This is a genomic window from Rhodococcus sp. Leaf233, assembly GCF_001426165.1.
In the GTDB taxonomy this organism is placed as follows: domain Bacteria; phylum Actinomycetota; class Actinomycetes; order Mycobacteriales; family Mycobacteriaceae; genus Rhodococcoides; species Rhodococcoides fascians.
Genome location: NZ_LMRO01000009.1, coordinates 1003916 through 1018458, shown reverse-complemented (window position 1 = coordinate 1018458; position 14543 = coordinate 1003916). Strand labels below are relative to the sequence as shown.

Sequence of the window (14543 nt, the reverse complement as noted above, 5' to 3'; positions counted from 1 at the left end):
GCTCAGGACCGAGGCCCGATCTGGTTCAGGCCTGCGGTCAGCTTCTCGACGGCGTCGACCAGCCGAATCGAGGGGTTCATCTCGGCACCGTGCAGCGAGATGTATCGCTTGTTCTTCACCGCGTCCATCGTGCTGGTGACCGGGTCCGATTCGAGGAACGCAATCTTGTCCTCCAGCTTGTCCCCGGGGAAGCGATTGCGGAGTAGGTCTCCGAGCACCAGTACGGACGGATCGCGGTCCACCACTGTTTCCCACCCGACCGCTTCCCAGTCGTCCTGCAGATCGGAGTAGACGTTGGTGGCACCGACCTGATCGGCGAGGAGGGCAGGCGCTCCGGAGCGGCCGGCGAAGTACGGGCTCTTGGTGTCTGCGAACCAGAACGCGATGCTCTCACCGGTCTTGTCGTTGCCCGATGTGGCCGCGTCGAGACGGCCTTGCAGTTCGCTGATCAGGCTCTCACCGCGTTCCTGGACGTCGAACACCTCGGCCGTTTCGCGAATGGTCTGATACAGCGCGTCCATGGTCAACGGGGTCGTCCGGGGATGGCCACCGTTGACGCTCAGGCCGTTGTCACAGTCGGTGGGTGCGAGATACGTCTCGATGTTCGATTCGGCGAAGCGGCTACGGTCTGCGACACCGCCCTGCTTGTAATGGCGGCCGAACGACGCGGTCACGAAATCCGGGTCGGTGTCGAGCACCACCTCGTAGGTCGGCGCGTTGTCTGCCAACCGCGGTACGGATGCGTTCGCCTCGGCGAGATTCTCGCGGATCGGATCCGTCCACGATGCTGTCCCGACCATGCGATCCTGCAGACCGAGCGACAGCAGGATCTCGGTGGAATCCTGATCGAGAGACACCACTCGCTGCGGCGGAGCGTCGACGGTCACCGACTGGCCACAGTTGTCGAGTACGAGCGGGTAGACGGTCTTGCCGTCGCCGCCCGTGGCCGCGGTCTGCGACACCTCCTCGGACTCACCACATGCGGTGATCAGACCTGCAGCAAGAACCAGCGACGAGAGGGCAGCGACGCGCCTCGTACCTTTTTTCACGGGGTGACCGAACTTTCTTGACGTACTGAGCGGGAGGACGAACAAGAGGAGAGGATACCCTGCCCTATCTTGCTCGACGACCGCCGCGCATTTCGGTCGCTCCCGTTCGGTGCCTCAGACCATGTCTGCCCAGGGGTCCGCACGCCGCCACAGCGTCGGCAACTGCAGTTCGACCCCATCCCTGCGTGCACAGGCGGTCAATACGTCGAGCGAGGTGCGCATGTCGTCGAAGGCGTAGGGCAGCGGCCGCAACGGCCTGTCGAGGGGCCGGAAGAAGTCGTCCCAATGCGTCAGCACGACGCGCCGAGCCCCCACCGACAACACCGTTTCCCGCCAATACTCGTCGATGTACTCGCGTGTTCGGCGCCCCAGCTGACCGATGGACAGGTACACCACCTCGGCGGAAAGGCCGTCGAGCATGCCCGCTCGGAACCCGGCGCTGCTGTGGACGAGAGCCCGCCTGCCGCTCGGACGGTGTTCGACTGCCATCGACCACGCCTCACCGCACCGGAACGCTCGCACCCGGGCAGGCTGCCGCAATGGCCGGTCGATCGTCCCGTGAGCTCGGTCCGGATACGAGTGAACCGACTCGACGAACGTGACAGCGAAGTGACCCAGCTCGACTGCGGAACCGTCGGCGACGACGGTGATGCGCGCGTCCGGGAGCTGCGCGCCCCGCCCGATCTGTGCGGTCGAAGCACCACCGACCAGGGCAGCGCCGGTGCGCAGTGCCACCGCTGCGGAGTCGAGGGCATGATCGAAATGAGAATGCGCGCACACCACCGCGTCGAGCGTCCCGATGCCGGCTCTACCCAACGCACTGTCTATTCTCGGGCCGTCCGAACGTAGAGGCCGCAGAAGGGTTTTCGGCAGGGACGGACGCGAGAAGAAGCCGTCGGTCAGGATCGCCGACTCGCCGTCGTCGAACAGCACTGTGCTCACCCCGAGAAACGAGACCGACACCGGGGAACGAGGATTCGCCGACGCTGTGGTGGCGATCTCGGCCGCACCGGGCAGTAGGGGTCTACCGAGCGAACGCGGCACTCTCACGCCTGCGCCGCCAGGGCTCGCCCTGCCTGCCGTCCGCCGAAGATGCATCCACCGAGGAAGGTTCCTTCCAAGGACCGGTAGCCGTGCACACCGCCGCCGCCGAATCCGGCGATCTCACCGGCAGCCCACAGCCCCTCGACGGCAGTGCCCATCGAGTCGAGAACGCGACCGTCGAGATCGGTTTGAATGCCGCCCAACGTCTTTCGAGTGATGATGTTCAACCGCACCGCGATCAGCGGACCCGACTTGGGATCGAGAATCTTGTGAGGTGCAGCGGTCCGCGCGATGCGTTCACCGCGCGAGCGCCGGGAATTGTGGATGGCAGAGATCTGCAGGTCCTTGGTGAAAGGATTGTCCACCTCACGGTCTCGCGACTCGATCTGACGCCTGAGGTCGACACCGTCGATCAAGTCCTCGCCGGTGATTCGGTTCATGCCCTGGACCAATTCTTCGAGAGAATCTGCGACGACGAAGTCCTCGCCGTTCTTCTTGAATGCCTCCACCGGTTCGCTGGCACCGGGCAATACCCGCCCGAGAACGAGCTTGAGGTTCTTGCCGGTGATGTCCGGGTTCTGTTCCGACCCGGACAACGCGAATTCCTTCTCGATGATCTTCTGGGTCAATACGAACCACGAGTACTCGAAACCGCTGTCCTGGATCGCTTTCAGCGTTCCCAGCGTATCGAATCCGGGGAAGTTCGGAACCGGAAACCGTTGCCCGCGGGCATCGAACCACATCGACGACGGGCCCGGAATGATTCTGATGCCGTGGTTCTTCCAGATCGGATTCCAGTTTTTGATGCCTTCGGTGTAGTGCCACATGCGGTCCTTGTTGACCAGCCGGCCTCCGGCCTTCTCGGTGATGCCGAGCATTCGGCCGTCGACGTGTTCCGGCACTCCGGAGATCAACGACTTCGGCGGCGTCCCGAGCCGCGCCGGCCAATTCTCGCGCACCAGATCGTGATTGGCCCCGATTCCTCCTGCCGTCACCAGCACGGCTCCGGCGCGGAGCTCGAACTCACCCACTTCGACGCGGGTACTTCCTGCCCCTCGCTCCGCGGCACTGGCTTCGAGCATCGCACCGCGAACTCCGACCACCGCTCCCCCGTCGACGACGAATCCGTCGACCCGATGCCGAAAACCGAAGCGCACCAACCCTTTGTCGGCAGCCTCACGTACGCGACGCTCGAACGGCGCGACGACACCCGGCCCGGTGCCCCACGTCAGGTGGAATCGCGGAACCGAATTTCCGTGCCCCTCGGCCAGGTAACCGCCGCGCTCGGCCCATCCGACGATGGGGACCCATCGCATTCCCTGAGCGTGGAGCCACGACCGCTTCTCACCTGCCGCGAAATCGAGGTATGCCCTGGCCCACCGATGACCCCAGTAGTCTTCCCCTGCAGGGTCGTCGATGCCGCGATCGAACGTCGCTGTGCCGAGCCAGTCCTGCCACGCCAGATCCGCCGAATCCTTGATGCCCATTCGACGCTGTTCGGGCGTGTCGACCATGAACAGTCCGCCGAGGGACCAGAAGGCCTGACCACCCAGGTTCTGCTCGGGTTCCTGGTCGAGGAGCAGCACGCGCTTTCCCGCGTCGGCCAGTTCGGCGGTTGCCACCAGTCCGGCCAAGCCGGCCCCCACCACGATCACGTCTGCGTCCATTGCCCCACTCTTCTGCTCGACCCGGGTGTCTCCCTCGACTGTGCTGTCGTCGGCGTCGGAACTCAAGGAAATCGAGTCGAATGAGTATAGGATTTATCAGGTGCTGATAAAGAGTGCGAGGTAGATCGATGTACCCGGCGCGGGTCGCCGTGGTCGCGAAGATCGAATCGGATCTGGGCCCCGTCGTCGCATCCGCAGTACACGCGATTCGCGACGCGATCCCGGTCTACCGATCACTGCAGGGTGCACAATTGGCCGATGTCGAGGCCATCGCGTATTGGTCACTGAGGCGGCTGATGGCCCTGTGGGCGCACGGCGATCGAACGATCGACGACCGCGACCACAAGAGATTCCGAGCCATAGGTTCCGCACGCGCGGCAGACGGGCGGCCGCTGGCCGATGTGCTGCGCGCGTATCGAGTCGCGTCGAGCGTGTTCGTTCGGCACGTGACAACGGAGTATCTGGAAGTACTCGACCCGCCGGACATCGCCGAACTCGGCCTGGGCGTGCTCGACGCGATCGACGCCATATCCGAGGAGATCATCGGTGCGTATGTCATTGCGCGCGAACAGCTCACATCCAACCGTGCGCAGGCGCACGCCGCGTTGCTCGACGACTTGCTGGCTGCCAGACACAACTCACCCGGGGCGGTGTCGGACCGTACTCGCGAACTCGACCTGAAGCTGCCGACGCACCCGAACCTGCTCGTGGTGCAGTCCACCGATCCGGGCCGACCCATGTCCGACGACACCGTCGAGTCTCTGGTGCTTGCGATGGGCCTCGCCCCTCCGGACCGCACCACAACGGCGGATCAACGGACACACTTGTGCACTCGGCGCGAACAACGCGCGATCGCGCTGCTGCCGCCGTCGATCCATCGCGCCGAGGTCGACCTCGCGTGTCGGGATCTGCGGCTGCGCGGATGCCTCGTGGAGAGATCGACCGTTACCGATATCAGCAGTTCGTGGCGACTCGCCTCGGAAGCGCTCGAGACCGCACCGGATCACGCGTTCGACGGCCGGGCACTGCTCGATCAGGGCGACGGTCAGCTGTTGGCACTGTTGACAGCGCGCCCGACCGCCGACACGAGCGAGGTGGTGCGTAGCGTGCTCGGCTCGCTGACCGAGGCAGCGAACGAGCATATCCTGCTGGGTCTTTCGGCCTTCATCTCCACCGGCACAGCAACGGCTGCAGCCGCCCGACTGCAGGTGCACCCGCAGACTTTGCGCTATCGACTGCGCCGGGCTCAGGAACTGACCGGACGGGATCCGCGTTCGGCGTGGCATCGGTTGGCGCTGGACACCGCGATACAACTACGCCAACTCGGTTGACCCGGCTCGGCTGAATTCGGCGTCGCCGGTGGTCGTGCGCACATGCGCCCATGACCGATTACTCGAGCCCGGGTCGTCGATCCCAGGATCACCGACAGGCGGGATCGAGTGATTCAGTTGATGTTCCACGACTCGACAGCATCGAGTCGCTTGCCGTCGGAGTCGTACGTGTAAAAGCCTTCACCGTCCCCGAGACCGGTCTTTCCCGCGTCGATACCCTTTTGCAGTATGTCGGCAAATTCGACCTGATCCTCGCCACCGTGTGCGCGCGCGATATGTGCTGCGACGTTGAAGCCGACAGTGTCGTATATCTGGAACGGACCGGCGGGTGCCCCGGTGGCTATGCGCCACACGTTGTCGATGTCCGCCGGATTGGCAACCCCGCCGACGTAGAGGTTGGCTCCCGCCTGCAGCAGCGGGATCAGAAGACTGTTCAGCACGTATCCAGGAATTTCCTTTCGGACCGGAACGGGAACGAGACCGATCTCCGAAGCAAAGCTCAGGACGACATCGAAGTAGACAGGATCTGTTGCAGCAGTTGCCATTACTTCACCGGTGTTGTATCGCCACACGAGGTTGGCGAAGTGCAATGCGAGAAACTTTTCCGGCCGCCCGGTGGCCTCGGCGAAACTGCTGGGCAGTAGCGACGACGAGTTGGTCACGAAGATAGTTTTCGGCGGGGCGGAAGCGCCGATATCCGACCAGACCTTCTTCTTCAGGTCGAGATCCTCCGGAACTGCTTCGATCACCAGGTCGGCGTCCGAAACAGCCTCCGCGACGCTGGTGGTGGTCGTGATGGATTCGATGGCCTTGTCGAAGCGCGCCTCGTCGAAAGTCTTCAGGTCACGCTTGTAGTATCCGCGCATCCATTCCCAGCGGTCCGGCAGCTTGGCCAGAAGTTCGTCGGAAATGTCGTATCCCACAACGGTTTTTCCGTGGTAGGCAGCCTGCATCATGATCTGTGAACCGAGCACTCCGGTTCCGAATACGGTCACGTTCTCAACATCGGACATTGACGACACACTTCCCTTAATCGAGTTACTGGTTTCCCGCTCCCCCAGTTCTACCGCTGAGCGCGGAGCCACCGCCTCGTGGGGGCCGACAGCGGATCGACTCGACCGGCAACGGCGCTTTGCACTCCACAGGATCGACGGCTCACGCATACTCGAACGATGGCTGTCGATCCCCGCGGAAGAGACCTGAAGCGCTACCTCGAAGAAGATCCCGGCGGTCCGGTGGTGATGCTCAACCTGCTTCGGTTCGCCGAGGGTGGTCGCGACTCCTACGCAGAATATGCGAAAGCACTGGACGAGACTTTCCTCCCGCGCTACGGCGCGACGGTGCTGTACGCGGGCGACGGTTCGACCGCACTTGCCGCGGAGGACGGGCAGGCCTGGGATGCAGTACTCCTGGTCCAGTACCCGTCACGTAAGGCGTTCAGCGAGATGGTGGCCGATCCCGAATATCAGACGGTGACGGCGTTACGGACCGCCGCGTTGAAGGAGGCGGTTCTGCAGGCCACGATTCCGTGGTCGTGAATTCGACCTTCGGCTTCGCATCGTGTTCGCGCCGCGGGGCTTCACGGCGTTGCGAGTAACTTACTGCGGAACAGATCGAGTACCTGGTCCAGAGCCTGCCGTGTCGGCTGACCCGGCTCGTCGATGAGTCCTTCCGTCACGACGGAGTGCGGCGGTCCGAAGGCTTCCGGATTGAACGAGGAGTCGGGCAATTCCACGGAGACGAATGCGTCGCCGAGTTGTTCCCTCAGAAACTCGAACCGTGTAGGGGGACACATCGTGTCGCCCTGGAACCGCATACCGAGAACAGTGAGATCTCCCGCAGCACAACGGCTTTTCACCTTCGAAAGGTCGCCGGCACTGATGTCGATGGAACGACTGCGTGACTTCGACGCCGCGAACGGAAGTGACGGTTGCGACAGCACCGGTGCGATCAATCGATCGTCGGCGGCCATGGCCAGGGCGAACCCGCCCGTGAAGCACATTCCGATGGCACCGACCCCCGGTCCGCCGCACCGCTCGTGTTCCTCGGCCGCCAGAGCACGCAGCCACACCACGACTCGCGACGACTTGCCGGTGGCCAGGATGGTGAATTCTCGACTGATACACGCCGGCACGATGGCGCGAGAGATCGTTGCCACCGTCCCGAGCACGCCCAGGGGCGCGGTCGAAGGATCCTTACCGTCGACGCCGAACAGGTGCGGCACGATCGCGGTGCATCCGATCCCGGCGACGGTGCGCGCGAAATCCGCCACTCTCGGCGTGATGCCCGGCATTTCGGACATCACGATGACCGCCGGGCCGGTGCCGATGCGATAGACAGGCGCCGTGCGCCCGTCCGCGGTGAACTCGGTTCGCTCGAAATCAGCCAGCGTGTCATCGGTCATGGGTGTACGTCCTTCTGAGAGGTCGACTGCGCCGCACTGACGCTTGTGGTCAAAGTTAGATCATCGAATCGGCATTGGCTCTCAGTCTGGATGCGCCGCTCGCCGCCATCGAGATCAGTTCGTATGCCGGCCCTTGCCTGCGACCGACGGCTATAGCAACCGCGCTGGTCCTGATAAACCAGTCGCATCGCCTGCTGAGGAGAGTGAGAACCGTCCAGCAATCAAGAGCGTCGAGCGTCACACTAACTCGATGTGACATCGCCCTCTGACCTACGTTGCCGACCCTGTTCACTCAACTACTGGACAGCTTTGTCCAGGCGGCACCAGCACCGTGTTGGCAACACCGGTTTCCCCGATGCGATGTCCACCGACGGTGTCGGTATTCACATTCCTCGAGTAGTGCAGAGCATGTTCACCTCTTCCGATCAACCAGATTGCGTGTGCACCAGCTTCGTCGACGACGCACGCACGCTTCACAACTGGGCTAACCGACGGAACACCACCTGATTCACCCATTCCCTGCGATGCCGGATACATTCCTGCGACCAGACAGGCCAGAATCAACGCGGCGCACCCCATCGAAAGAAGATCCCGGGTGACGCGATCAAGTTTTGGGCTGATCAACCAGGTGACGAGAAAAGCGACCCCTCCGATCGAGCCGGATACCAGCAATGGAATTGCGTGGTAAAAATACTCGACATTACTCGCAGAGAACGCCGCCTCGGTTTGTCCCATACTGTTGTAGAAAACAAACGTGGGGGCTTTGAACACAGCTGCGGCAAGGCCGAGAGCTAGGGCAAACTGCAGTACCCCACGGAATCTCAGTCGTGTCGCACGTCGAGGACGGGAGCGAAAGACGCTGGCCCCCAACAGCCACAACGCGGCGACTCCGGCAGTAATCGGAATGATCGCGAGCGATGGGCTCGTCCGAAGCAGCTGCACGAACGAAAACAGCATCAAAGCTACGACCCCAGCGCCGACGAGCGCCATCACGTTATTTGACCAAGCGTTGAGACGCACCAACATCGAAACCCGAGGCTCGCTGATCATTCCTCCCACGCCAAGATCCGAGTCAGTGATCCAGTCCTCGACAGTCCACCTCGAGCGAGTACTTTCGAACCGAAATCGGGCGGGATCACCTACCGAAACACGCGTACATAAACCAAGAACTACCGCCCTGAACAGGACCGCCCCGATGATCAGGAATGCTGTCGAGCCGAAGACCGCTACATAGGGCCAATCCCCCGCTTTCCAAGGATCGTCAACCATCAAGGCAAGCAAGATAGCCGCTACTAACAGAGACAAGGCCAAAAACGACATCGCCGGGCGAGTCCAGATCGACCGTCGATAGGGACCGCGCCTGGTGCCGACCACAAGTCGGCCACAAGTTTCGACCAGACGATCAAACTGCCGAACGGCCCAACCTCCGACGGCCCGAACCAGCGGGTGGGCGACCTCACCACGCCTCAACCGATCGCTCAGCAGTTCGCGCTCTCGAGCCGCTGACAGGTCTGACGGGCGACCGATCTCACGGGCTCGAATCGTGCAGGTGCCATCCCGCCCATCGGGATATCTGATCGTGGAGATCCAGATGTTTTGAACCGAAGAAACGATGAAAGCATCGACCAACCGCTGCTGAATCCGGACGCGTGTCTCACGTCGGGTCTGCAAGCTGACAGTGCCACGAATGTCTTTGGAAAATCTAACTATTGGACGCCCACTGCCAGATTGGGGTGGGGCGGAAATTCTTGTCCATCCCATGTCGCCGAGCACGCGCTCCACGGCATCGACATCGACTTCCTCAACCGCCAGATCTACTGTGCTCCTCACCCGGGACAGTACCCAATTCACGGTGTAGCTGCCCAGAAAATCAATTGTGCTCAACACTTGCGCCCCCTCGGCTCGGTTTCACAGCGAGACTCTAAACCGGGTCACCGACAACACCGACGACACGAATACCGACAGGCCCAAGCCACCAGTGTTCGACGCCGTTGTCTCTCGAGTCCCACAGAGACCAGAATTCGAGGGCGACGCTGGTCATCCCCGGTCCCCAGCCGGGGCACGAGTCTGCGTGGAAGCGACCCAGTACACGAAGGATGTGGTGGCGCTGTCGCGACCGACACCATGCTCTGTGAAGTAGGTGCCGGCGAAGGTGTTAAGGACGACGAAAACCGACGACCGTCCGCAGAAGTAGCAGGCTTAGACGGGTGACATCTGAGGGTTCATGACCTACGACCCAGAGACCTTCTCGCTGTCCACGGCACGCCGTGCGGAACCGTGAACCATCACCGATCACCAGAACACCCGACGGCGGTACGCTCTCGGGCAGTATCCGCTGGCAAGGGAGTCAGTAGTGCGCAGCACAACGCATCGGTTCGGGCTCGGCATTGTCGTGTCCGTCATTGTCGCGCTGGCGATCCCCTCCCATGCAACAGCGTCGACCATGGAGCACGTCAACCTCGGCGACAGCTTCAGCACAGGCAACGGCGTTCTCCCACTGGCGCCGAACACGCCACTGAGGTGCCTCCAGTCGCAACGAAACTTTGCTCATCTCGTCGCGCGCGAGCAGGGCTACAGCCTCACCGATGTCAGCTGCGGCGGTGCGGCCACCGACGACTTCTATGCCCCTCATTTCGAGGGCACACGACCGCAATTCGATGCGTTGTCGCCATCGGCACATGTAGTGACTCTGATGATCGGTGGCAACGACAACAGCGTGTTCTCGGGAGCGAGTGCAGCGTGCATGAGTGCGCTCGCAACCCACGCCGGTGCATTCGATCCGTGCACGCAGCAGAACGGAAGTAGCTTCGACGACAAGATTCTCGACAAGACGCTGCCGGCCGTTCGACAGGCGTTGCGAGACATACATACTCGTGCGCTCGAGGCAAAGATGATCATCATCGGCTATCCATGGCTCATGCCGGCCGCAAGCACGTGCGAACCGTCGGTCCCCGTCACGCGCGGCGACGTTCCGTATCTGCGCAACCTCCAGGCCACGCTGAACGATGCCATCCGCGAGGCAGCGGCTGACACCGACACGACCTTCCTCGACATGTCCGTGGCGTCGGAGGGGCACGACGCCTGCCAGCCCGTCGGAGTGCGGTGGGTGGAACCACTGCTGTTCGCGGATCAGTTCGTGCCGCTGCACCCGAACTCACTAGGCGAGGCCGCCATCGCGGCCGAGGTGACCGAGGCGCTGACTGCCTGAAGTCGATCCCAGAATGGCTGATTCGGAACGGTTGGCGGCGAGTTCAGGACGCCGCCGACTCTGCGAGTGGCGTCTGGAACGACCACAGATGTCCCTCGGGATCGCGAACGCTGTATTCACGAACGCCGTAGGGCATGTCAATCGGCGGGTAGTCGATCGCTGCTCCGGTTGCCGCCACGCGAGCGTGATGGACATCGACGTCGTCGACGAGGATCGCAAGCGACGCGGTGACCGCGCCGGTGGTCAGCGGCGACACCATGCGATGTTCGGGGGCCTCGCGGTGCAACCAGACAACACCGTCACCGGCGTGAATCTCGCCGTGGACTGCTCGGTCGCCGTCGTATTCGATCTGTCCGGGAGCCAGCCCCAGCACGTCGACGAGGTAGGAATGGGCTGCTGCGATGTCGCGGTAGACCAGCAACGTGGTGCGGCGAGTGACCGCGGGCTCGTCGGTCGACAGGCCGGAGAGCAGGTCCAGCAGAGCGTCGTCGCCCGGGCGAGCACCGTGAAGAAGTCGGTCCTCCACAGCCCGAACGCGCTCTCGCACCCGAGCGAGCTCGGCCATCCGTTGGTCCACGCCGGCCAGATGCTGCCGCGTCAGGTGGTGGAGATCCCCTGCCTCCGGATCGACGTCCGCAAGCGGAGTGCCCAATTCTCGAAGCAGTCGAATCCGGTACAGCCGAGCGAGATCGCCGCCGTCGTACCTGCGCCTGCCTCCCCCGTCCCGGTCCGGCGCGAGCAGACCCAGCTCTTCGTAGTAACGCAGGGTCCGCTCGGTGACACCGGTCCGACGGGCCACGTCGCCGATACCCCAGGTGGTCGTATCGCTGCTGTTCATGCAGGCAACGGTAGAACCTCACGCCACGTCAGGAGCAAACTCCGCCCAGGGAGGGATCAGACATCCTCGAGTCGAATCCCCTTGGTCTCCTTCATGTAGAAGCAGGCGACTCCGGTCAGGGCAGCGAGGAACATGATGTACACGCCGAAGACCCAGCCCAGATCCAACCCGAGGAACAGCTGGTTGAGATACGGTGCCGTTCCGCCGAACACCGCCACCGAGAACGAGTAGGCGAATCCGATTGCCTGCGTGCGGAGTCGGGTGGGAAAGCTCTCCGACAACGTCGACGACAGAATCGAGGCCGGGACGGCGATGACGAGCAGGGCCACCGTCGACGGCAGCAGCAATGACCACCACTGCGTCGAGATCAGCATCGTCAGCGGGATCTGCAGCACGAACATCAGCACGGCGAATGCCGCCAGCATCGGCCGCCGACCGATCGAATCCGAAAGGCGACCGAAGAACGGTAGCGACACCAGCGCTATCAACTGCGCGACGACGAGCATCCAGTAGGCGGTGTCCGGGTTCATCCCGCGCTGCGTGATGGCGAACGTCGAGACGTAGGAGGTCCAGGTGTAGTGCGCCGCCGTGATTCCCGACGTCATTCCGATCATCAACACGATCGCTTTGACGACGGTCTTACGCGCGATCGGTTCTTGTTCGACCTTGTTCTGCTCCGAGTCGAACACCTCGCTCTCGTCCATGTTCTTGCGCAGGTAGAGAGCGAACAGCGCGAGGAGCGCGCCGAGGAGGAAGGGGATGCGCCAACCCCATTGCCCGACAGCAGAGTCCGACAGGGTGGAGGTGATGACGCCACCCACTGTGTATGCCAGAGCCGATCCACCGAAGATGGCGACGAACGCGACGCTGCCCCACATGCCACGTCGGTTCGGTGGTGCAATCTCGCCGACGTAGGAATACGCCGTCGCCGACTCGCCGCCGTGCGCGAAACCCTGCATGACGCGTGCGAGCAACAGCACTACCGAGGCCCAGGCCCCGATCGCACCGTAGGTGGGCATGATGCCGATCAGCAAGCTGCCGGTTGCCATCATCAGCATCGTGGTGACGAGGACGAATTTACGGCCCTTCTTGTCCGCGATGCGTCCGAACACGATGCCGCCGAGAGGCCGCATCAGGAATCCGACGGCGAACACCGCCAGCGTGGACAGCAATGCCGAGACCGGATCGGCCTGACTGAACATGGCCGCCGCGATGAACGGCGCGAACACTGCGTAGGCACTCCACTCGTACCATTCGAGTACGTTGCCTATCGTGCTGGCGAACAGTGATTTCTTCCGTGAGGAAATATTCGGTGCCGAGCGGGTGTCGTGCGATGATCCGACAGTCATGGAGTGCCACTTTCGATCGAATTATTGTTCACAGGAACAGGTTTGAGTGCTGCACGTCGAATCTTCCCGGTCTGGGTCTTGGGAAGTTCGTCGATGATGTGGATGGATTTCGGACGCTTGTACGCGGCCAGTCGTTCACGCGCGAAGGCCATCAGTTCATCCGGCGTCGTGGTGGCGTCGCGCCGGAGTGACACGTACGCCACCACCGATTCCCCTTGATAGTCATCCGGCCTGCCCACCACAGCGGCCTCGAACACCGCTGAATGTTCGTAGAGTGCATCTTCGACCTCTCGGGGCCACACTTTGTATCCCGACACGTTGATCTGGTCCTTGAGCCGGTCGACGAGATACACCCAGCCGTGTTCGTCGATGATCGCCACGTCGCCTGTGCGCAGACGTCCCTCTGGCATCGTCGACTCGGACGCGTCCGGATTGCGCCAGTAGCCCGACACCACCTGCGGACCCGAGATCTCCAGTTCCCCTGCGATTCCCGCGGCCGTCGGCTCCCCCGATGGGTCGAGCGTTCGTAACGTCACGCGAGGAAGAGGCAACCCGACGGACAGTGAACCGCTGGCCGCGTCCACCGGCGCGCGCACGCCGGGTGGCACGGCAATGACTCCCGCGGTGGTTTCGGTCATCCCGTATGCGTTGTGGATGTAGCAACCGAATTGGGACTCGAACGCGGCGACGGTGGCGGGCGGAATAGGTGCGCCTCCGGAATACAACGCCTTCACCGACTCGAAGTGGGCCCTCGTCGCACCCTCGGTTGCGGAGATCGCGTTGAACACCGTGATCGAACCGATGGTGTAGGTGACACGATGCTCGACGACAGCGTCGAGAGTGACTGCCGCGTCGAAACGATGCGCGAACACAAGCATGCAGTCGCGGATCAGGGCCACCGCCGCGTCGAGCATCGCGCCGGTGATGTGAAACAGCGGTGCGACGGCAAACACGACGTCGCCGTCGTCGAGACCGGCCCGTTCCCCGAAATCGAGGGCAGTCGCGAAGGCGTTCGCGTGCGAGATCTGCGCGCCTTTCGGCGGACCCGTGGTTCCTGACGTGTAGGCCAGTAGCGCGAGATCGTCCGGCTCGGGATCGATTTCGGGGAAAGATCGACCACGGTAGCGGTCGATCAGACCCATCAGATCGTCGTCGGGCCGGGGTGTCACGCGTGACGTCGACGCAAAGACTCGTGGGTCGTCGCGTGTCTGCAGGTCCAGTCCGCTGGTGCTCACGAGCAGTCGAATCGAACTGCCGCGCAACGTCGCCCCCACAGAATCGAGATCGTGTTCGTCGCAGACGAGCGCGACAGGTTCTGCATCGTCGATCAAGGTGCGAAGTTCACGGTTGCGGTACATCGGGTTGAGGATCAACGCGACCGCCCCGATCTTCCACAACGCGAGGAACGTCAAGGCGTACTGCGGAATGTTCTGCAGATAGATGCCGACGCGATCGCCCTGTGACACTCCTCGATCGAACAGTGCGGCGGCAAGTGCGTCGGACGCCTCGTCCACCTCGCGCACCGTGAGCACGGCGTCGAAGTACGCCAGCGCCGGCCGGTCCGGGGTGTCGGCGACTCGGCTACGCCAGGCGGCGAGAACAGTTGCAGGCCCGGTCGCGCTGTCGAGGGTCATGAACGGCCCTTCCGCTCGA

Annotated in this window: 12 protein-coding genes; 3 read left to right on the top strand and 9 right to left on the bottom strand. The window is 62.9% G+C overall.

What is annotated here, in order from left to right:
- Positions 1 to 2 precede the first annotated feature (2 nt).
- From ASH04_RS15455 to ASH04_RS15445, 3 genes are all read right to left on the bottom strand, one after another.
- Positions 3 to 1049, bottom strand: a complete 1047-nt coding sequence (locus ASH04_RS15455; RefSeq protein ID WP_057473898.1) for an ABC transporter substrate-binding protein — start codon at positions 1047 to 1049, stop codon at positions 3 to 5.
- A 114-nt stretch (positions 1050 to 1163) separates the two neighbouring features.
- Positions 1164 to 2093 (bottom strand): MBL fold metallo-hydrolase, encoded by a 930-nt coding sequence (locus ASH04_RS15450; protein WP_057473897.1) that lies wholly within the window; start codon positions 2091 to 2093, stop codon positions 1164 to 1166.
- A gap of 2 nt (positions 2094 to 2095) precedes the next feature.
- A complete protein-coding gene (locus tag ASH04_RS15445; RefSeq protein ID WP_032393403.1) occupies positions 2096 to 3760 on the bottom strand; it encodes an FAD-binding dehydrogenase in 1665 nt (554 codons plus the stop codon).
- Positions 3761 to 3888: 128 nt separating this feature from the next.
- On the opposite strand from ASH04_RS15445, the gene ASH04_RS15440 reads away from it, so the two are divergent.
- Positions 3889 to 5091 (top strand): helix-turn-helix domain-containing protein, encoded by a 1203-nt coding sequence (locus ASH04_RS15440; protein WP_143536321.1) that lies wholly within the window; start codon positions 3889 to 3891, stop codon positions 5089 to 5091.
- Positions 5092 to 5204: 113 nt separating this feature from the next.
- Here the strand turns inward: ASH04_RS15440 and ASH04_RS15435 are convergent, their stop codons facing one another.
- The gene (locus ASH04_RS15435) at positions 5205 to 6104 is read right to left on the bottom strand and encodes a 3-hydroxyacyl-CoA dehydrogenase (protein WP_082519269.1); all 900 of its coding nucleotides are present in this window, start codon (positions 6102 to 6104) and stop codon (positions 5205 to 5207) included.
- Positions 6105 to 6263: 159 nt separating this feature from the next.
- On the opposite strand from ASH04_RS15435, the gene ASH04_RS15430 reads away from it, so the two are divergent.
- Complete coding sequence (locus ASH04_RS15430; protein WP_027496177.1) at positions 6264 to 6629, top strand: DUF1330 domain-containing protein; 366 nt, start codon at positions 6264 to 6266, stop codon at positions 6627 to 6629.
- Between the two features lie 41 nt (positions 6630 to 6670).
- On the opposite strand, the gene ASH04_RS15425 is transcribed toward ASH04_RS15430, so the two are convergent.
- The gene (locus tag ASH04_RS15425) at positions 6671 to 7495 is read right to left on the bottom strand and encodes a dienelactone hydrolase family protein (protein WP_057473894.1); all 825 of its coding nucleotides are present in this window, start codon (positions 7493 to 7495) and stop codon (positions 6671 to 6673) included.
- A gap of 288 nt (positions 7496 to 7783) precedes the next feature.
- The gene (locus ASH04_RS26570; RefSeq protein ID WP_143544764.1) at positions 7784 to 9382 is read right to left on the bottom strand and encodes a hypothetical protein; all 1599 of its coding nucleotides are present in this window, start codon (positions 9380 to 9382) and stop codon (positions 7784 to 7786) included.
- A 466-nt stretch (positions 9383 to 9848) separates the two neighbouring features.
- Here ASH04_RS26570 and ASH04_RS15410 point away from each other — a divergent pair, with 466 nt between their 5' ends.
- Positions 9849 to 10703: an SGNH/GDSL hydrolase family protein gene (locus ASH04_RS15410; protein WP_057473893.1), complete on the top strand. Its 855-nt coding sequence runs from the start codon at positions 9849 to 9851 to the stop codon at positions 10701 to 10703.
- Positions 10704 to 10746: 43 nt separating this feature from the next.
- Here the strand turns inward: ASH04_RS15410 and ASH04_RS15405 are convergent, their stop codons facing one another.
- The 3 genes from ASH04_RS15405 to ASH04_RS15395 are packed head-to-tail and all read right to left on the bottom strand — an operon-like array spanning position 10747 to position 14524.
- Positions 10747 to 11541 (bottom strand): MerR family transcriptional regulator, encoded by a 795-nt coding sequence (locus ASH04_RS15405; protein ID WP_032388806.1) that lies wholly within the window; start codon positions 11539 to 11541, stop codon positions 10747 to 10749.
- Between the two features lie 56 nt (positions 11542 to 11597).
- Complete coding sequence (locus ASH04_RS15400; RefSeq protein ID WP_052053768.1) at positions 11598 to 12890, bottom strand: MFS transporter; 1293 nt, start codon at positions 12888 to 12890, stop codon at positions 11598 to 11600.
- Positions 12887 to 14524 (bottom strand): class I adenylate-forming enzyme family protein, encoded by a 1638-nt coding sequence (locus ASH04_RS15395; protein WP_057473993.1) that lies wholly within the window; start codon positions 14522 to 14524, stop codon positions 12887 to 12889. Before ASH04_RS15395 ends, ASH04_RS15400 begins: the two co-directional genes overlap by 4 nt.
- Positions 14525 to 14543 lie beyond the last annotated feature (19 nt).

Coding starts and splice junctions, on each gene's coding strand:
- ASH04_RS15395 (WP_057473993.1), bottom strand. CDS start 14,524: ATGACCCTCGACAGCGCGACCGGGCCTGCAACTGTTCTCGCCGCCTGG.
- ASH04_RS15445 (WP_032393403.1), bottom strand. CDS start 3,760: ATGGACGCAGACGTGATCGTGGTGGGGGCCGGCTTGGCCGGACTGGTG.
- ASH04_RS15440 (WP_143536321.1), top strand. CDS start 3,889: ATGTACCCGGCGCGGGTCGCCGTGGTCGCGAAGATCGAATCGGATCTG.
- ASH04_RS15425 (WP_057473894.1), bottom strand. CDS start 7,495: ATGACCGATGACACGCTGGCTGATTTCGAGCGAACCGAGTTCACCGCG.
- ASH04_RS15400 (WP_052053768.1), bottom strand. CDS start 12,890: ATGACTGTCGGATCATCGCACGACACCCGCTCGGCACCGAATATTTCC.
- ASH04_RS15430 (WP_027496177.1), top strand. CDS start 6,264: ATGGCTGTCGATCCCCGCGGAAGAGACCTGAAGCGCTACCTCGAAGAA.
- ASH04_RS15405 (WP_032388806.1), bottom strand. CDS start 11,541: ATGAACAGCAGCGATACGACCACCTGGGGTATCGGCGACGTGGCCCGT.
- ASH04_RS15435 (WP_082519269.1), bottom strand. CDS start 6,104: ATGTCCGATGTTGAGAACGTGACCGTATTCGGAACCGGAGTGCTCGGT.